Genomic DNA, 18,622 nt, shown 5'->3' with positions numbered 1-18,622 from the left:
CCATGAGCACGACGATGCTGTCGACCGAGAACGCGACCCTGGACGCCGCGGAGGTGCGGAACCTCCTGGAGCACTACCAGGACATGGGCTGGACGGACGGGTTGCCTGTCGTGCCGGTCACCGCCTCGATCCTGGAGGAGTTCCTCGCCACGACCGATCGGGATCCCGAGGAGGTGCTGTTCGTCATCCCGCACCTCAACCGTCGGCTCACCGTCCGCCTCGCGGCCCTCAACGCCGCGCTCGCGGGCTGCCGCCCCGAGTACCTCCCCGTCGTCATCGCCGGCTGGGAGGCCATCGCGAAGGAACCGCACCCCGCGCGGGGCATCTGGCAGTCGACCACCGGGACGGCGCCGATGCTCGTGGTCAACGGACCCGTGCGCGAGCGCATCGGCCTGAACAGCCGCGGCAACATCTTCGGATCGGGCTTCCGCGCCAACGCCACCATCGGGCGGGCCATCCGCCTGGGCTGCATCAATGTGTTCGGACTGCACCCGCACAAGCTCGATCAGGCGACGCAGGCCACCCCGGCGAAGTACTCGGCGTGCATCGCGGAGAACGAGGAGCAGAGCCCGTGGCCCGCCCTCCACGTCGAGCACGGATACGGCGGCGAGGAGGACGTCGTCACGGCTTTCGTCATCCGGTCCGTCATCCACATCGAGGCCCGCCACACGCAGGATCCCGAGCAGCTCGCGCGCGACTTCATCGACACGATCGTGCGCACGGGGGCGCTCATCCACGAGTACACCAGCGCGCTCCTCGTGCTCACTCCCGAGCACGCCCAGGTGTTCGCCTCCGCGGGATGGGGCAAGGGCGAGCTCCGCGCCTTCATCTTCGACAACGCCGTCCGGCCGCGCGAGGACCTGGCGTCGGTGGGGAAGGACGCGTTGTCGCACAAGACGCGGTGGCGCCTGGCGACGGCCCACCCCGACTCGATGCCCGACACCGCGAGCGGGACGAGCACGCCGGAGACGGTCCGGCTCCTCAGCGATCCGACCTCGGTGCAGATCATGGTGGCCGGGGCCGACAACGCCGGCGTGTCGGCGGTGGTGGAGATCTTCACGCTCAACCCCCCGCGTCCGGAGCCGTATTCCGACCAGGCGATCGGAGCGGCATCGTGAGCGCCGCGACCGACGGTCCTGTCATCGATCAGGCACTGTCGTCGTTCAGCGACATGATGGCCGCCGACGGGTACGTGCTGAGCTGGACGCCGGCGGAGGCCGAGAGCATCGTCGTGCGCATCGACGCGACGCCGGAGGCCTGCGCCGACTGCCTGGTTCCGGCGCCCGTGATGCAGGCGATCATGACGCAGGCGCTCGCGGAGACGCCGTACAGCGTCGACCACGTCGTGCTGCCGAGCGAGGCCGCCCACGGGTGATGACGATGCGCCTCACCGATGACGAGACACGCATGCGCGACGGCGTCGAGGGCGACGCCGTCGCGGCGGCGATGGACCTCTTGATCCGCTACGGCGACGCGCTCGGCGCGGAACGTCTCGTGGACACCCGCAACGTCGCCGGCACCATGACCCAGCCGTCCCCCGCGAAGGCGAAGCTGTTCGAGGAAGGGGGCTGGGCGCGCGCGTACGCCGTGATCAACCTCGACTGCGACCGCGAGATCGAGGTGCCGCGGATGAAGGTGCCGACCTGTCAGCTGCAGCACGGCTTCGCCGACGATGCGAACGGGCTGACCCTGTATCCCGAGTCTTCGATCCGCCTGCAGGACGACGCCGAGTCCTTCTTCAGCGAGCGCGGCGTCAACATCCTCGCGACGTGCACGCCGTACCAGGTCGGGAACCTCCCGGTGCGCGGTGAGCACTGCGCATGGATGGAGTCCTCCGCCGTCGTCTACTGCAACTCGGTCCTCGGTGCCCGCACCAACTGCGAGGGCGCCGCCTCGACCGGGGCCGCCGCGCTCACCGGAAAGATCCCCCTGTGGGGCAACCACCTCGCCGAGAACCGGCACGCGACCCACCTCATCCGGGCTGATGTGGACGTCGACTCCTTCCAGGAGTGGGGCATGTTCGGCTACTTCGTCGGCGAGCAGGTGCTGGAGGCGTGTCCCGCCGTCACCGGCCTGCTGGCGCAGCCGGACCTCGCGGATCTCAAGCACTTCGGCGCGGCCACGGCCACGTCGGGCGGAGTGGAGCTCTTCCACATGCCGGGCGTGACGCCCGAGGCGCCCACCGTCGAGGCGGCTTTCGGCACGAGGCGCGTCCCGGAGCCCGTCGTCTACGGCCGACGGGAACGGGAGGCCGTGTACGAGGCGCTCAACGGCCAGGGGAGCAGCCGCGACGTCGACTTCGTGCTGCTCGGCTGCCCGCACGCCAGCCTCGACCAGGTCGCCGAGCTCGCCGCGCGTCTGGAGGGGCGGCGCCTCAGCTCGAGCACGGAGCTGTGGGTCATGATGCCGCGAGCACTGGCGAGCATGGCGCTCCGCAACGGCTACACGCGCACGATCACGGCGGCCGGCGGGCGGGTGCTCACCGACTCCTGTCCGGCGATGTCGAAGGCCGCGCCGCCCGGCACCCGCGTGTTCGCGACGGATTCGGCCAAGCAGGCGCACTACCTCCCGGCCATCCTCGGGATCGAGGCGTGGTTCGGCACGCTGGCGGAGTGCGTCGACGCGGCCGTCACCGGCCGCTGGAGCGGAGGCCTCGCGTGATCGAGCTTCGCGGACGCGGGATCGTGCCGGGCGTCGCCGAGGCGCCCGCGCTCGTGACGCACGAGCCCATCTCCGGCTTCGGCGGCATCGATGTCGCGACGGGGACGATCATCGAGCCGCGGCACGAGCTCTTCGGCGTCTGCTTCACCGGACGCGTGCTCGTCTTCCCCGGCGCCAAGGGCTCGTCGGGGTGGTCGGGCTTCTTCCAGAGCACGCGCTTGATGGGCACGGCGCCGGCGGCGATGGTGTTCGACGTCCTCACCACGAAAGCGGTGCTGGGCGCCATCGTCACCCGCGTGCCGACGGTCGTGCAGGCGGTCCCCTCAGCGCTCGATGTGGTGCGGACGGGCGACGTGGTGCGCGTGGACGGCACGTCGGGTCTCATCCAGGTGCGTTGCGACGATGCGAGGACGCTGCGGTCCTCCGGAGACGACGACGGGTCTTTCACGCAGTGGAAGACCTCTTCTGATCGGAGGTGAGGTGATCGCAGACTCGACATGTTCGCCCGCAACGGCGTGGGCGTTTCATTCGGACAGAGGAGTCAGAGATGATCCGTGCAGTGCGTTCCTCCCCCCAGCCTCGATCGGGCCTCTTCGCGCGCGTCGCCCGGACGGCCGCCGTGTTCGGCGTCGCCGGAGCCCTCGCGCTCGCCGGCTGCTCCTCGCCGGCCTCGTCCGGTTCGACGGGGACGGATGGCGGGGAGCTGAAGAAGATGCTCGTGGTCACCTTCCTGCCGTTGGAGTCCTTCAGCTTCACGCCGGAGATGTATGCCTACTCGGGCGGCTACTTCGAGAAGCACGGTCTGGACGTGCAGCTGCAGCCGGTGCAGGGCACGGCCGCGGCCATCCAAGCACTCCTCGGCGGAGCGACGCCGATCACCCGGGCGAGCACCGTGGACGTGTTCCCCGCGATGGAGCAGGGGCAGGAGATCCGCTCGATCGGCACGATGGCCTACAAGTCCAACCTTCGGATGGTGTCCGTGGAATCCGAGCCCATCACCTCCACTGCGGACATGGAGGGCAAGACGATCGGAATGGGGTCGGTCGGCGGCACGAGTGAGAAGATGCTCGATCTCGCGCTCGACGCCGACGGTATCCCGGCGGACTCCGTCACGCGTCAGGCCGTCCCGGTGACCGCCGCGACGCTCGAGGTCGTGCGGCAGGGATCGCTCGACGGCTACATCGTGAGCCTCGACACCTCACTGGCCATCGAGCAGCAGGCCGACGATGCGGTCGTCGACCCGGCCGGACTCACCGATTCCCCCGACATCCAGACCTGGATCACCACCGCGGACAACCTCGAGAACCCGGAGCGTGTGGAGGAGCTGAAGGCATTCCTCGCCGCGATGGACGAGGCCGTGCAGGCGGTCATCGACGACGCGCCCAACGGCTTCGACAACGTGCTGAAGACACTCCGCGACAGCGGCGACTGGTCCTTCCCGGCGCTGGCCGATGACGACGTCTCCCGCGCCGCGCTGGAGATCTACACCACCGAGACCTGGGTGGAGAAGAGCGGCGACGTCCGACTCCTCGAGAACGACCTGGACGCATGGAAGTCCACGTACGACACTTACGCCGCAGCGGGACTGCTCGCGGGAGGCCAGGACCCGCTGCAGTGGATCACGAACGACTACGTCCCCGGCGGATGACCGCGGACGCCCGGAGCACGAGGAGGCCGACGATGATCGACGACACACTCGAAGCACGAACGACCGAGGCCGCAGAGGCGGAGCGTCCACGGCTGCGTATCCAGGGGGTGGGCCGCGACTTCCACACCAAGGCGGGTGTGACCCATGCCGTCTCCGGGGTGGACCTCGACATCCGGCGCGGCGAGTTCGTCGCCGTGATCGGTCGGTCGGGATGCGGGAAGACGACTCTCCTGCGCATGATCGGAGGCCTCCTCGCGCCCAGTGCCGGGTCGATCCAGGTGGATGGGAAGGAGCTGTGGAACGGATCGCGCGTCGATCCCTCCGCCATCACGAAGCTCGGCTTCGTCTTCCAGGAGAGCAACCTCTTCCCGTGGTTCTCGGTGCTGGACAACATCGCCCTGCCGTTGAAGATGCGCGGAGTGGGCAAGACCGAGCGGCGCGATCGTGCCCGCGAGCTTGCCGCGCTGGTGGGACTCTCGGGATTCGAGAAGTCCTACCCGCGGGAGCTGTCCGGAGGCATGCGTCAGCGTGCGGCCATCGCCCGGGCGCTGAGCACGAAGCCCGACCTGCTGCTGATGGACGAGCCGTTCGGCGCGCTGGATGCGCTGACACGCGAGCGCATGAACCTCGAGCTCCAGCGGATCGTCATGGAGACGACGTCGACCGTCGTGTTCGTCACGCACGACATCCCCGAGGCGGTCTTCCTCGCCGACCGCGTCGTGCACATGACCCCGCGGCCCGGGCGCATCAGGCAGATCCTCCCGGTCGATTCGGCCAAGCCACGCAGCGTCGACCTCCAGACGACGCCCGAGTTCAACGACATCGTCCGCGCCCTGCGGCACGACCTCGACGAGGAGCACTGAGATGTCCACCTCCACACAGGCGCCCGATCAGCCCCGCACCCGCGGGCCGGTCGACGACGCCCCCACGGCGCCGGTCGCCGTCGCCCGGCGCACGCCGCAGGGGCGCTTCATGAAGATCCTGCCGTGGATCGTCACACCCGCGCTGGTCATCGTCATCGTCGCGGCCTGGCACCTCTACGTGACGATCGCGAAGGTCAACCCGTTCGTCTTCCCGCCACCTGCCGCGGTCGGCGAGGCGTTCGTCGTGCTGCTGGCCGACCCGGCCACCTGGTCGGAAGTCGGGATCACGGTGACGGAGATCCTCGCCGGCTTCGCGATCGCCGTCGTGCTGGGCGTCCTGGTCGGAGTGCTGCTGGGCAAGCTGCCGTGGCTCGAACTGAGCATCCGGCCGCTGATCGTCATCTCGCAGGTGGCGCCGAAGGTGGCCTTCATCCCGCTCTTCGTGATCTGGTTCGGATTCGGGATGACCTCGAAGATCGTGCTCGCCGCACTGCTGGCGTTCTTCCCGGTGATGCTGAACGTGCTGCTGGGCGTGCGCTCGGTGGAACGCGGGCAGCGAGAGGTGATGAGCAGTCTCAACGCGTCCCGGTTCCAGACCTTCACGCAGCTCGAACTGCGCAGCCTCCAGCCCTACCTCTTCGCCGGCATGGAGGTCGCCATCGTCCTGGCCACGATCGGCGCCATCGTCGGAGAGTACCTGGGCGGCAGCGAGGGACTGGGCGCCATGGTCGTGCGGGCGATGAACTCCCTCGACGCCTCGCGCACCTTCGCGCTGATCCTGCTGCTCTCGCTGATCGGACTGGTTCTCTATCTGATCGTCAACGAGGCGAAGCGGTTCTTCATCCCCTGGCACGAGTCGGTCTACGGACTGCGCGCCGAGACGTGATCTGACGCGACGAGCAGGCGCACCGCCCTCCCTAGGATGGGAGCGCGGTGCGCGTCTCGTGTGCCGACGGGCGGACAGGCGGAACGGTGGACGGAGAACGATCGCGCGATCGCATCCAGAGCGTCGAGCGTGCGGTCGAGGTGCTGCGGGCCTTCGACGGGCATGACGCCCCGCTCGGCGTGAGCGCACTCGCGGCGCGGGTGAAGCTGCCGCGACCGGTCGTGCGGCGCATCCTCCTGACGTTCGAACACCTCGGGTACGTGCGCTCCGACGGCGGTCTGTGGACCCTGACGCCGCGGATCCTCGAGCTGGGAGCGGGCTACTTCACCGCCTCCTCCCTCCCCGAGATCGCGTATCCGGTGATGGGAGACGTGGTCGCCGCGACCGGCGAGACGTGCAGCCTCGGAGTCCTCGACGACGGCGAGGTCATCCACGTCGCGCGCGTCGAGGAGCGGCGACCCCTCCCCGACGCGGTGCGGGTCGGCACGAGGCTGCCCGCTCATGCGACGGCCGTGGGACGTGTGCTGCTGGCCGCTCTGCCCTCGGCCGCGCTGGAGGAGTATCTGACCTCGACGGCGCGCGAGCGCTACACCGCGCACACCATCGTCGAGGCCGACGCGCTCCGTCACCGTCTCGACGAGGCGCGTGCGCGCGGCTACGACCTCTCGGTCGAGGAGCTGCATCCCGGGATGGTCGCCGCCGCCGTCCCGATCAGCGTCGATTCCTCAGCGGTGGGCGCCCTGACGGTCTCCTCCACAACGGTGCGCGCGGATGCCGCTGTGCTCGAAGAGCGTGTCGTCCCGGTGCTGTTGGAGGCCGCGGCGAGGATCGCGGCGGACTACCGATCGGCGAACCCTCAGATCTATCGGAGGGCGGCGTTCTCCGCGGCCACCGACATCTCGGCCGACGGCGGCTCGGTGCCGAGGTAGGCGCCGGCCTCCGTGAGGCGTCGCTGCAGGGTCGGGATGTCGATGCCGCCGACGTCCGTTCCGCTCTCCAGTGCGAGATCCGCTGCGGTGCCGGCCGCCTGGCCCATGACGAAGCACGGCCCGGTCACCCGCCCGGAGGACTGGCCGCGCTGCGTCATCGACGCGCAGCGCCCGGCGACCAGGAGGTTCGGGACCCCGCGGGGGACCAGCATCCGGTAGGGCATCTGGTTGTAGCCGCGACTGCCCGGGTCGGCGAACCGGAACTCGACATCGCCGGCCACGTGCGCCTCCACGGGCCAGCCGTTGACCCCGATCGTGTCGTCGAAGTCCGCGCAGTGCAGGATGTCGTCCTCGGTGAGGCTGTACGCGCCCAGGATGCGCCGCGTCTCACGGATGCCGATCTGCGGGGCGATGTCGACGACATAGGAGTCCTCGAAGCCGGGGGTGCGGTCGCGGATGAAGGCGAAGGTGTCCTTGACCTGCTGGCGACCCTGCAGCTCGCCGTGCGTGAGCTGCCGCACGTCCGTGCCGTCGACGGCGGAGCCGTCGGGGTTGCTGAGCTGGGTGAGGTTCGACCGCCATTCCAGCGGGTTGCGCTGGGGGCGCACGATGGGCTTCTTCCGCGGGAAGCGGTGGGTGCCGTCGGCCTCGGCCTGCTCCATGATCTCGCGGATGGTCTTCCATGCCGGTCCTGCCGCCTCGGCGTCCACGCCGTTGATGCGGAACATGAGGGAGGGATAGAGGAGGTGCTCGGAGCGCTCCACCGGCGCGCCGGCCCAGACGGCGAGGTCGGCGTCGCCGGAGCCGTCGATGAAGACGCGTCCGCGCACCGCGGTGCGACCCGACTTCGACTCGAGCACGACCGCGTCGATGCGGTCACCGTCCATGACGGCGGACACGGCCGTCGCATGGAAGAGGAGGTGCACGCCCGCGTCGACGACGAGCTCGTCCGCGGCGATCTTGTACGCCGAGATGTCGAACGCCTGCGCCATGATGCGGTCGGCGACGCTGAGGTGCGGCCTGCTGAGACCGTCGAGGTGTTCCAGACGGTCGAGCAGCTCATCGGCGAGACCCTTGATGACGCGGACGTCCTCGCCGTCGACGCGCGCGTGCAGTCCGCAGAAGGTCGAGAGACCGCCCATGGTGCCGGCGCCGCCGAGGAAGCCGTAGCGCTCCACGAGGAGCGTGCTGCGTCCGGCCCGCGCCGCCGCCGTCGCCGCGAAGAGGCCCGCGGGTCCGCCGCCGATCACGACGACGTCGTACTCGCCCATGACGGGGATCTCGGTGGCCGGCATCAGGATCGTGGCGGTGCTCATGCATGCTCCTTCGCGGGGGCGGGGGCGGGGGCTGTGGCGGTGGCGGTGGCCGGGCGAGGGGACGACCCCTCGGAGGTGGGCGGGGGAGTGGATGCAGCGGCCCCCGCGCCGCACACCGACGCCGCAGGCCGCGAACAGAGCACGGCACCGCAGCTGAGAGGCTGCACGAGCTGCTCGTACTGGTCGAGCATCCCGCCGCCGGTGTCGCGGTCGGCCGGCGGCCGGTAGGGCTCGCGAGCGGAGAGGATCTCCTCGTCCACGAGCAGATCGACGCGCCCCTGCGCGAGGTCGATGTCGATGACGTCGTCGTCGCGGACCCGCCCGAGCGGCCCGTCGGCGGCCGCCTCCGGCGAGACCTCGCCGATGGAGATGCCCTGATTGACCAGTCCACTGAACTGCCCGTCGGTGACGAGCGCGACCTCGTGCGCCAGCCCCCGGGCGTGCAGGGCGAAGATGAAGGCGGAGGTCAGCCCCATTCCCGGGGCGCCGGACACGCCGATGCCGCGGATGACGGCGACGTCACCGCGGCGGAGCCGACCGCTGCCGATGGCGGCGATGGCCTCTTCGCGCGTGCCGAACACGCGCGCCGGCCCGGTGAAGCGGTGCGGCCCGGGATCGGGCACCGGGCGCTTGGCGACGGCCCCACCGGGCGCGAGCGTGCCGCGCAGCACGGAGATCGCGGGGTCGGTTCCGAAGGGGTCGGCGATCGACCGGATGACCTCGCCGTCGGCGGGTCTGGCCCGGTCCGCGGACTGCGCGACCGTCTCGCCGGTCACGGTGATCTGCTCTCCGTCCAGCAGCGGGAGGAGCTCGCGCAGCACCGTGGCACCGCCACCGGCATCCTCGAACCGCTCGATCAGCCAGGGGCCGTTCGGGCGCACCGCGGCGAGCAGCGGCGTCTCGCGCCCGAGCGTGCGGAAGAGCTCCCAGACGTCCACCTCGACGCCGGACTCCACCGCGATGGCCTGCAGGTGCTTGATCGTGTTCATGGAGCCGCCGACGGCGAGCATGGTGCGCACGGCGTTGGCGATGGAGCCCGCGGTGATGATGTCGCGGGGACGGACGTCGCGCCCGATGAGATCGGCGATCGCGGCAGCGGCACGCCCCACGCCGTCCCACATGCGCTCGCTGTTGGCGCGCACCGGGGCGGCGCCGGACACCGCCATCCCGAGCGCCTCCGCGACCAGGTGCATCGAGTTGGCGGTGGCCATGCCCGAGCAGACGCCGGGACCGAGGATGGCGTCGTCTGCGAGGTCGGCCAGCTCGTCGGTCGGCGCACCCGTCACCGCCGCCTGCGCGGCGAGGAGGAACACCTCCTCGACATCGGCCTCCCGACCCTCCGCCAGGCCGGAGTTCTGGTATCCGCAGGGCACCACCACGGTCGGCACGTTGAGCCGGCCTGCCGCCATCAGATGCGCGGGCGTCGTCTTGTCGCACGAGCTGAGGCAGATCATGGCGTCCAGCTGCGCGCCCTCCACGGCCGCCTCGATGTCGTTGACGATGAGGTCGCGGCTGGGGAGGATGTAGCGGCCCGCGCGACCGGCGCTCGTGACGAAGTCGGACGGCGCGACCGTCCGGATCTCCAAGGGCAGCAGACCGTGGCCGCGCAGCTCCTTCTTCAGGACCGTCACGATGTCGTCGAGGTGCGCGTAGCACGCTGCCAGGTCGGAGGACGTGTTGACGATCGCGACCTTGGGCTTCACGAGGTCCTCGGCGGGGATGCCGAGGGCGCGCCACTGCGCGCGGCGGGCGATCCCCAGGGCGGAGGTGGGCGAGAAGTTGCTGCGGAGTGCGGGCATCGGCGACCGGTCCCTTCGGAGTCGAACTCTTCCACCGTACGCAATGCGTGCAACTGAACGCAATGCGTGCACTCGAATGCGCGCGAGAAAAGAGGGTCTTCGCACGGCTTGGGGCTGACGTCTCCGGTCCCGCCCCCGGACGAAACCGGCTCAGGCGACGGTGATGTTCAGCTCAGCTCAGCTCAGGCGACGGTGAGGTTCAGCTCATCTCAGGCGACGGTGATGTTCAGCTGCTGCCAGCCGGTCGCGCCGTCGGGGGCGGGCCAGGCGTCCGTCTCAGTCTGCGTCTCGCCGCCCGCGTTCGTTGCGCGACAGCGGATCGCGTGGTCGCCGGCCTCGGCCGTCCACGGGATGCTCCACTGCACCCAGGTGTCGTCGGAGATCGCGGTGGCGAGCGTGGCCTCGCGCCACGCGCCGCCGTCGATCTGCACCTCGACCTTGGACACGCCGACGTGCGGCTGCCAGGCGACACCCGCGATGACGGTGTCGCCGGGGCTGAGGCCCTGATTGCGCCGCGGGACGTCGATGCGCGATTGCAGCTTGATCGGGCCGCGGTCCGACCAGCCGCGCGTGGTCCAGTACGCCGTCACCTTGTCGAAGCGCGTGACCTCGAGCTCCGTCACCCACTTCGTCGCCGAGACGTAGCCGTACAGGCCCGGCACGACCATGCGCACGGGGAAGCCGTGCTCGACGGGCAGCGGCTCGCCGTTCATCCCGACCGCCAGGATCGACGCCCGGTCGCGATCCTGCAGCACGTCGAGCGGGGTGCTGGCGGTGAAGCCGTCGATCGAGTGCGACAGCACCATGTCGGCGTCGGCGCTCGGCACGGCGCGGGCCAGGAGCTCGCGGATCGGGTAGCCGAGCCAGAGCGCGTTACCGATGAGGTCGCCGCCGACGGTGTTGGAGACGCACGACAGGGTCGTGTAGCTCTCCTCGAGGGGCAGGGCGAGCAGCTCGTCCCAGCGGAGGGTGACCTCCTTCTCGACCATCCCGTGGATGCGCAGACTCCAGTCGGCGGGGTCGACCTGCGGCACGATGAGCGCGGTGTCGATGCGGTAGAACGCGTCGTTGGGGGTCACGACCTTCGCGAGACCGGTGAGGTCGAGCTCCGCGCCGGCGGGGACGGATGCCGCGGTCGTGGCCGCCGACGGGAGCCGCAGCATCCCGCGCACCGCCTCGACCGAGCGCGATCCCGCCCGCAACGCCGATCCGCCGGCCACCGCGAGGAGGCCGAGGACGGCCGCTCCACCGCTCCACACGAGGAAGCGGCGTCGATCGAGGGCGGCGGGGTCCGCGGGAGCCATGCGGGGATCGGAGGATGCCGCGGCGGAGGCCTTTTCGTCGCTCCGGGCCGGCGCGACCCGACGACGCAGCAGCACCAGGAGCGCGGCCGCGCCCAGGCCGCCGGCGATCACCGACGGCAGCCACGAGAGCAGGCCGGCGTCGGCGCGCGAGAGCGCGGCGACGGCGCCGGCGATTCCGAGCGCGGCGAACACGACGCGGCCCCACGGGGGACGGCGGGCCTCCAGCACGCCGGCGGCGGCGGCCACGACGAGCAGCACGAGGGCGATGCCCACGAGCAGCGCCGCCTTGTCGCCCGTTCCGAAGAGGCCGATCGCGGCATCCTTCGCCCACGACGGCGCCGCGTCGATGAGGGCGCCGCCGATCGCGGCGAAGGGGCTCGAGCCGGGGGCGAGGAGGGCTGCGGAGAGCTCGCCCGCGCCGGAGCCCAGCACCACCGCCGCGACGCCGGCGATCGGCCCCGCGGCGCGCCCTCCGGCCGGTCTGGATGTCACCACACGCGAAGCCTACGTCCGCCACGCTGCACGTGGCCTGCAGACGGCCGCACGCGAAACACCTCGGCAACACGGCCGGAGATAGGCTCTCGTCCATGGGCGATCTGTTCGACGGCTACGGCTCCACGCTGTCCCCTCGCAAGACCGCCTCCGGCGTCCCCGCGTTCGACGAGATGTTCGCAGTTCCGGAGCATCCCGGAGCTCCCGCCCGGTCCCGTGAGGCGTACCGCGAGCTCTACCAGGCTCTCGCGCAGATGACGCAGGAGGAGCTGCGCGGGCGCACCGAGTCGCTCGCGAGCTCCTACCTGGCGCAGGGCGTGACATTCGACTTCGCCGGCGAGGAGCGGCCGTTCCCGCTCGATGCGGTGCCGCGCGTGATCACGTACGACGAGTGGGCGCGCGTCGAGTCGGGCGTCAAGCAGCGGGTACGCGCGCTCGAGGCGTTCCTCGACGACGCGTACGGCCGCCAGCACTGCGTGCGCGACGGCGTGCTGCCCGCCAAGCTCATCGCCTCGTCGCAGTACTTCTACCGGCAGGCCGCCGGCATCCACTCCGCCAACGGCGTGCGCATCCAGGTGTCGGGCATCGACCTCATCCGCGACGAGAACGGCGAGATGCGGGTGCTGGAGGACAACGTCCGCGTGCCCAGCGGCGTCAGCTACGTCATCTCCAACCGCCGGGTCATGGCCCAGACGCTGCCCGAGCTGTTCGTCTCGATGCGCGTGCGGCCCGTCGGCGACTACCCGAACAAGCTCCTCGCGGCGCTGCGCGCGTCCGCCCCGCCCGGGGTGGAGGAGCCCAACGTCGTCGTGCTCACGCCCGGCGTCTACAACTCCGCGTACTTCGAGCACACCCTGCTCGCGCGTCTCATGGGCGTCGAGCTCGTCGAGGGCCGCGACCTGCTGTGCGCGGGCGGCAAGGTGTTCATGCGCACCACGACCGGCCCGCGCCGGGTGGACGTGATCTACCGCCGCGTCGACGACGAGTTCCTCGACCCGCTGCAGTTCCGCGCCGACTCGATGCTGGGCGCTCCGGGGCTCATGCTCGCCGCGCGGCTGGGCAACGTCACGATCGCCAACGCCGTGGGCAACGGCGTGGCCGATGACAAGCTGCTCTACACGTACGTGCCCGACCTCATCCGCTATTACCTGTCGGAGGAGCCGATCCTCAAGAACGTCGACACGTGGCGGCTCGAGGATCCGGGCTCGCTCGAGGAGGTGCTCGACCGCCTGGCCGAGCTCGTCGTGAAGCCGGTGGACGGCTCGGGCGGCAAGGGACTCGTGGTGGGGCCGGACGCCTCGCCCGCCGAGCTCGACAAGCTGCGCACCACCCTCAGGCGCGATCCGCGCGGATGGATCGCGCAGCCCGTCGTGATGCTGTCGACCATCCCCACGCTCGTCGCGGACGGCATGCGCCCGCGCCATGCCGACCTCCGTCCGTTCGCGGTCAACGACGGCGAGGACATCTGGGTGCTCCCCGGCGGCCTCACGCGCGTCGCTCTGCCGGAGGGCGAGCTCGTCGTCAACTCCAGCCAGGGCGGCGGCTCGAAGGACACCTGGATCGTCGGCGGCGCGGCCCCCGGCCACGTCGAGTACGGCCAGGGCTCCGGTCTCGCCGGGCTCGTCGCCGACCAGGCGGCCACCGTCACCGAGGCGATCCCCATCATCTACGACGGCCAGCCGCCGCCGGCGCACTCGCCGCGCGACCCCGCCCGCGGCGATCGCGAGCAGCACGAGCAGCAGCAGCAGGAGCACGCGCGCTCGATGCCGCACACGGCGCAGTCCGAACAGCAGCAGCAGGCGGCCGAGGAGGGGACGTCATGCTGAGCCGGATCGCCGAGAGCCTCTTCTGGATCGGCCGCTACATCGAGCGCAGCGACGGCACCGCGCGCATCCTCGACGTGCACCTCCAGCTCCTCCTCGAAGACCCCTGGATCGACGAGGACACCGCCTGCCGCTCGCTGCTGAGCGTCATGGGCTCGTTCCCGACCGACCTCACCGCGCCCGTGCGCCGCGAGGACGTGCTCGCCCGCCTCGCCGTGGACCGCATGAACCCGTCGAGCATCGCCTACGCCGTCACCGCCGCCCGTGAGAACGCCCGCCGCGCGCGCGAGATCGTGTCGACCGAGCTCTGGGAGACGCTGAATACGACGAGCGCCCGGATGCCGCGGCGTCTGCAGACCGACAAGGTGCACGAGTTCTTCCAGTGGGTGCGCGAGCGCGCCGCACTCGCCGTGGGCATCGTGGACTCCTCCACGAGCCGCGACGAGGCGTGGCAGTTCTTCACCCTTGGACGCAGCATCGAGCGCACCGATATGACCGCCCGCCTCCTGGCCACGCGGTCGCTGACCGAGGCATCGGGGCCGTCGTGGACGACGATCCTCCGGTCGTGCGGCGCGTACGAGCCGTACCTGCGCACGTATCGCGGCATGCCCAGCGCCCGCAACGCGGCCGAGTTCCTGCTGCTGGACCGGCTGTTCCCGCGCTCGATCATCTACTCGATCTCGCGCGCGGAGGACTGCATGAGCGCCATCGATCCCCGCGCCGACCGCGTGGGCCACTCCAACACGGTGCTGCGCGCGCTCGGTCAGATCCGCAACGACCTGGAGTACCGGCCCATCGGCGAGATCCTCGGCGAGCTGCCGCAGCACATGCAGCGGGTGCAGACCGTCACGCGCGAGGCATCCGAAGCCATCCGCGGCCGCTTCTTCCCGACGCAGGCCGAGCCCAGCTGGATCGGGGAGATCTCATGAAGCGCCTCCGGATCGAGCACTCCACCGGCTTCAGCTACAAGGGCGACGTCACGGCCTCCTACAACGAGGCGCGCATGCTCCCGGTCTCCACCGACAGCCAGTTCGTGCTGAACTCCTCGCTCGACATCGAGCCGTCGACGTCGGTGAACCAGTACGTGGACTACTTCGGCACGCGCGTCGCCGCCTTCGACGTGCTGTCGCCGCACGCCGCGCTGCAGATCACGGCCAAGAGCCTGGTCGAGGTGCGTCCGCGTCCGCTCGAGCATCTCGACATCACGTGGGACGGACTCGCCCGCGAGGCGGAGCGCTCGCTCGAGACGGTGGAGCAGACCAGCCAGACCGGCCGCACGCGCCCGCACCCCGAGGTGGTGGAGCTCGCGCGCTCGATCGCGGCGCAGCACGAGCAGCCCGGGCGCGCGGCGCACGCGATCGCGGAGGCGGTCGGCGACGCCGTGGAGTACATGCACGGCATCACGGGCGTGCACTCGACGGCGAGCGAGGCATGGGAGGCGCGCAAGGGCGTCTGCCAGGACATCGCGCACATCGCGATCGGCGCCCTGCGTGAGGTGGGCATCCCGGCGCGGTACGTGTCGGGCTACCTGCACCCGCGCCCGACGGCCGAGGTCGGCGTCGCCGTGACCGGCGAGTCGCACGCGTGGGTCGAGTGGTTCGCGGGGGAGTGGCAGGGCTTCGACCCCACGAACAACATCGAGATCGGCGACCGCCACGTGCTGGTCGGCCGCGGTCGCGACTACGGCGACGTGCCGCCGCTGCGGGGCGTGTACGCCGGCCCGTTCAAGAGCAATCTGAACGTCAAGGTCACGATCACCCGCGAGGCCTGACCTCGCGGCCGCGGTCCACCAGCCGCGTCGGCAGCAGCACGGTGGTCGGCTCGACGCCGTCGGGGTCGACCATGCGCTGCAGCAGCAGCTCCGCGGCCCGGCGGCCGAGCTCGCCCGCGTCGTAGTCGACGATGCGGATGCGCCGTGGCACGAGGCGCGACAGCTCGAAGTCGTCGAACCCCGACAGGGCGATGTCGGCGTCGGCGGCCACGATCGCCTCCAGGGCGCCGATGGTCGAGCGGTTGTTGGCGCAGAAGACGGCGGTGGGGGGCTCGGCCGAGGCCAGCAGCCGGGTCATCGCCTCGCGGGCCGCCTGCGGGGTGTGCATGTCGGCCACGACCACGCGCTCGTCGACGGTCAGGCCCGCAGCGGCGAACGCCTCCTCCACGCCCGCGCGGCGCTCGACCATCGTGAAAATGTCGGGCTTGTCCAGCAGCACCGCGATCCGGCGGTGGCCGGCGGCGAGCAGCTCGGCCAGGGCCGCACGGGCGCCGCCGCGGTTGTCGAGGAGAAGCTCGTCGGCCTGGATGCCGCGGGCCGGGCGGTCGAGGAACACCACCGGCGTGCCCCGCTGCACCTCCGCCTGCAGGTAGGTGTGGTCGGCCGCCGTCGGCACGACGATCAGTCCGCCCACCCGGCGCTGGCAGAGGTCGAGCGTGAGCGTGCGCTCGGTCGCGGCATCCTCCTCGCTCGAGGCGATGATCAGCTGCATGCCGCGGCCCACGGCGACCGCCGAGGCCGCGGCGGCGATCGTCATGTAGAAGGTGTTGGTGAGGTCGGCCGAGACGAAGCCGAGGGTGTCACGGCTGCCGGACCGGAGCGACGCGGCCAGCGCGTTGCGGTGGAAGCCGAGCTTCTCCGCCGAGGCGGTCACGCGCGCGGCGAGGGCCGGATCCACGTGCGGCTGCCCGTTGACGACGCGTGAGACGGTCTTCAGGCTCACCCCCGCATCGGCGGCGACATCGACCATCGTCGGGCGACCGCTCTTGCGCATGGTGCTCCTCCCCGCGGGACCGCGTGGAGGGCGAGCCGCGGCATCCATTGTCCCGGATCGCGTCAGGACGCCGGAGCGACCAGCCGCCCCTCCTCGTGCGAGAGGGCGGCGGCATCGAAGATGCGGTGGGTGAGGGCGGCCTCCTCGGGGCGCACCGTGCCGAAGCGGTCGCCGAGGTCGCCGGTCAGCTCCGCCAGGAACGCGGCCCACATCTGCAGGATCGCATCGGAGAATCCCGACTCGAAGTTCGCGCCCGTGACCGTCGGCCACACCGACTGGCTGCCCGCGTCGATGCTCTGCCACGACTGCTCGCGTCCGATGCCGGGCACGTCGACGATCGCGAACACCTCGACGGCCTTCGGGTTCTTCGTGCTGAAGCGCACGCCGCCCGACATGCCGACGGCCTCGAACTCCCACGTGTTCTTCTGTCCAGGGGCGATGCGCTTGGTCCCGGTCGTGAGGGGGAACGGCGCGCCGTCGTGGGTCGCCCAGCTGTGGATGACCGCGTTGTCCCAGGTGTCGCACGGAGCGGGCTCGCCGTCGGGACCGGGCCGCTCGGTGACGATGTCCTGCAGCACGCCGTGCAGGCGCTCGGGTGCCCAGCCCAGGCGCAGCGGCACGTGCCACGTGTGCATCCCGAGGTCGTTCATGACCCCCGCGTCGCCGCAGAACTGCTTCTGCCGCTTCCAGTTGAGGGGTTTGTCCACATCGATGTCGCTGGAGTGCAGGAACGAGCAGGATGCCTCGACGATGCGCCCGAGCGCGCCGGAGCGGATGTAGTCGACCGCCCACTGGGCGCCGGGGAAGAACGGCATCTCGCTGGAGACCCGGACGAAGGCGCCGGGCGTCTCGCCGATGGCGGCCATCACGGCGTCGGCCGCCGCGCGGTCGATCCCGAACGGCTTCTCGGCCAGCAGCGCCTTGCCCGCGCGGACGGTGTCGACGTACAGCTTCTCGTGGAGGTCGTGACGCACCGCGATGTAGACGACGTCGATGTCGGGGTCGGCCAGCAGCTCGGTGTAGTCGGTGGTCTTCATGCGCACCGACTCGATGCCGTCGAACCACTCCATGGCGGCGGGGTTGATGTCGCAGACGGCGACGAGGCGCGGGTCGACGGGGTGGTCGATGAGCGCGGGCCAGCGACGGAGGGCGGCGGCGATCTCGCGGCCCATGAGGCCTCCGCCGATGATGCCGATGTTGAGGCGACGGGCGCTCATGCGGCGCCACCGATGAGGCTGAGGGCCTGATCGACCGAGGCGTCGTCGTGGACGACGGCCATGAGGGCAGCGGTGATGCCGGCGGGGTCGGGGTGCTGGATGACGTTGCGCCCGTAGACGATGCCGCGCGCGCCCTGCGCGAGGACGGCGGTGGTGCGCTCGAGCAGCGTGCGGTCGTCGACGCGCCCGCCGCCGCGCACGAGCACGGGGGTGTCGCCGGCGGCCTGGATCACGCGGTGGTAGTCGGAGATGTCGTCGGTCGGATCGGCCTTGATGAGGTCGGCCCCGAGCTCGCGCGCCTGGCGGACGAGCGTAACGATCTTGGCCGTGTCGCCGTCGACGCCGTAGCCGCCCGACCCGGGCCTGGTCTGCATGACGAGCGGCTCGATCATGAGCGGCATGCCCCAGCGCTGCGCGTCGGTGCGCAGGGCGAGGATCGAGCGGATGCACTGCTCCCGCACCTCCGGGTGCCCCGGCAGGTCGAGCAGGTTCACGCACACCGCCACGGCGTCGAGGCGGACGGCGACCTCGATCGCGTCGGGCACGTGGATGCTGTGCAGCGGCGACTCGAGCGGGTCTCCGTAGACGTTGGCGATGTCGGTGCGCATGACCAGCCCGGGCTTCTGCTTGCCGGGGATCGACTGCAGCAACGGCGCCTGTCCCAGGGTGAGCTGGATGGCGTCGGGACCTGCCGCGACGAGGGTGGACACGGTGGCGGCCATGTCCTCGATGCCGGTGATGAACGAGTGCTCGTGGAAGGCGCCGTGGTCGACGGCGACGTCCAGGGCGCGGCCGGACCGCGCGTTGAAGAGCCGGTTGAGGCGGTAGGTCGACATCGATGTGCGCTTCCTGATCGTGGGGCGTGGATGCGCCGATGCATCCGGGGACAGTATGCAGACTCCGAGACAACGTTGTCAAC

General features: G+C 70.9%; 17 protein-coding genes. 11 read left to right on the top strand and 6 right to left on the bottom strand.

What is annotated here, in order from left to right:
* Positions 1–2: 2 nt before the first annotated feature.
* From CVS47_RS14800 to CVS47_RS14765, 8 genes are all read left to right on the top strand, one after another.
* Entirely contained in the window at positions 3–1,118 is a 1,116-nt protein-coding gene (locus tag CVS47_RS14800) for a hypothetical protein (RefSeq protein ID WP_127096771.1), read from the top strand.
* Entirely contained in the window at positions 1,115–1,375 is a 261-nt protein-coding gene (locus CVS47_RS14795) for a hypothetical protein (protein WP_127096770.1), read from the top strand. Before CVS47_RS14800 ends, CVS47_RS14795 begins: the two co-directional genes overlap by 4 nt.
* 5 nt (positions 1,376–1,380) lie before the next feature.
* A complete protein-coding gene (locus CVS47_RS14790; RefSeq protein ID WP_127096769.1) occupies positions 1,381–2,661 on the top strand; it encodes an aconitase X in 1,281 nt (426 codons plus the stop codon).
* Positions 2,658–3,140 carry an aconitase X swivel domain-containing protein gene (locus tag CVS47_RS14785; protein ID WP_127096768.1) on the top strand — a complete coding sequence of 161 codons (483 nt, stop codon included), beginning with the start codon at positions 2,658–2,660 and terminating at the stop codon, positions 3,138–3,140. Before CVS47_RS14790 ends, CVS47_RS14785 begins: the two co-directional genes overlap by 4 nt.
* Before the next feature lie 68 nt (positions 3,141–3,208).
* Positions 3,209–4,309: an ABC transporter substrate-binding protein gene (locus CVS47_RS14780; RefSeq protein ID WP_127096767.1), complete on the top strand. Its 1,101-nt coding sequence runs from the start codon at positions 3,209–3,211 to the stop codon at positions 4,307–4,309.
* A 32-nt stretch (positions 4,310–4,341) separates the two neighbouring features.
* Positions 4,342–5,172, top strand: coding sequence for an ABC transporter ATP-binding protein (locus CVS47_RS14775; protein ID WP_127096766.1), 831 nt, complete (start codon positions 4,342–4,344; stop codon positions 5,170–5,172).
* A 1-nt stretch (position 5,173) separates the two neighbouring features.
* A complete protein-coding gene (locus CVS47_RS14770; RefSeq protein ID WP_206502665.1) occupies positions 5,174–6,058 on the top strand; it encodes an ABC transporter permease in 885 nt (294 codons plus the stop codon).
* Positions 6,059–6,144: 86 nt separating this feature from the next.
* Entirely contained in the window at positions 6,145–6,987 is an 843-nt protein-coding gene (locus CVS47_RS14765; protein ID WP_164734675.1) for an IclR family transcriptional regulator domain-containing protein, read from the top strand.
* On the opposite strand, the gene CVS47_RS14760 is transcribed toward CVS47_RS14765, so the two are convergent.
* From CVS47_RS14760 to CVS47_RS14750, 3 genes are all read right to left on the bottom strand, one after another.
* Positions 6,921–8,303 (bottom strand): FAD-dependent oxidoreductase, encoded by a 1,383-nt coding sequence (locus tag CVS47_RS14760; RefSeq protein WP_127096764.1) that lies wholly within the window; start codon positions 8,301–8,303, stop codon positions 6,921–6,923. The two genes, CVS47_RS14765 and CVS47_RS14760, sit on opposite strands and share 67 nt — an antisense overlap.
* Positions 8,300–10,102 carry a dihydroxy-acid dehydratase domain-containing protein gene (locus CVS47_RS14755; RefSeq protein ID WP_127096763.1) on the bottom strand — a complete coding sequence of 601 codons (1,803 nt, stop codon included), beginning with the start codon at positions 10,100–10,102 and terminating at the stop codon, positions 8,300–8,302. Before CVS47_RS14755 ends, CVS47_RS14760 begins: the two co-directional genes overlap by 4 nt.
* A 209-nt stretch (positions 10,103–10,311) precedes the next feature.
* On the bottom strand, positions 10,312–11,898 hold the full coding sequence (locus CVS47_RS14750; RefSeq protein ID WP_420899341.1) for a molybdopterin-dependent oxidoreductase: 1,587 nt from the start codon (positions 11,896–11,898) through the stop codon (positions 10,312–10,314).
* 95 nt (positions 11,899–11,993) lie between these two features.
* Between CVS47_RS14750 and CVS47_RS14745 the strand changes: the two genes are divergently transcribed.
* Genes CVS47_RS14745 through CVS47_RS14735 form a run of 3 tightly spaced genes read left to right on the top strand, consistent with a single transcriptional unit; the run spans position 11,994 to position 15,492 of the window.
* Positions 11,994–13,724: a circularly permuted type 2 ATP-grasp protein gene (locus CVS47_RS14745; RefSeq protein WP_127096762.1), complete on the top strand. Its 1,731-nt coding sequence runs from the start codon at positions 11,994–11,996 to the stop codon at positions 13,722–13,724.
* A complete protein-coding gene (locus tag CVS47_RS14740) occupies positions 13,718–14,650 on the top strand; it encodes an alpha-E domain-containing protein (RefSeq protein ID WP_127096761.1) in 933 nt (310 codons plus the stop codon). The genes CVS47_RS14745 and CVS47_RS14740 overlap by 7 nt, the downstream gene beginning before the upstream one ends.
* Entirely contained in the window at positions 14,647–15,492 is an 846-nt protein-coding gene (locus CVS47_RS14735) for a transglutaminase family protein (RefSeq protein ID WP_127096760.1), read from the top strand. Before CVS47_RS14740 ends, CVS47_RS14735 begins: the two co-directional genes overlap by 4 nt.
* Here the strand turns inward: CVS47_RS14735 and CVS47_RS14730 are convergent.
* From CVS47_RS14730 to CVS47_RS14720, 3 genes are all read right to left on the bottom strand, one after another.
* Positions 15,476–16,486: a LacI family DNA-binding transcriptional regulator gene (locus tag CVS47_RS14730; protein ID WP_206502663.1), complete on the bottom strand. Its 1,011-nt coding sequence runs from the start codon at positions 16,484–16,486 to the stop codon at positions 15,476–15,478. The genes CVS47_RS14735 and CVS47_RS14730 overlap by 17 nt on opposite strands.
* A gap of 62 nt (positions 16,487–16,548) precedes the next feature.
* Positions 16,549–17,703: a Gfo/Idh/MocA family protein gene (locus CVS47_RS14725; RefSeq protein ID WP_127096759.1), complete on the bottom strand. Its 1,155-nt coding sequence runs from the start codon at positions 17,701–17,703 to the stop codon at positions 16,549–16,551.
* A complete protein-coding gene (locus CVS47_RS14720) occupies positions 17,700–18,539 on the bottom strand; it encodes a class I fructose-bisphosphate aldolase (protein WP_127096758.1) in 840 nt (279 codons plus the stop codon). The genes CVS47_RS14725 and CVS47_RS14720 overlap by 4 nt, the downstream gene beginning before the upstream one ends.
* Positions 18,540–18,622: the final 83 nt, after the last annotated feature.

Source organism: Microbacterium lemovicicum, assembly GCF_003991875.1.
GTDB classification, from domain to species: domain Bacteria; phylum Actinomycetota; class Actinomycetes; order Actinomycetales; family Microbacteriaceae; genus Microbacterium; species Microbacterium lemovicicum.
The sequence above is the reverse complement of the archived record's forward strand: the minus strand, read 5'-3'. Positions and strand labels throughout refer to the sequence as shown.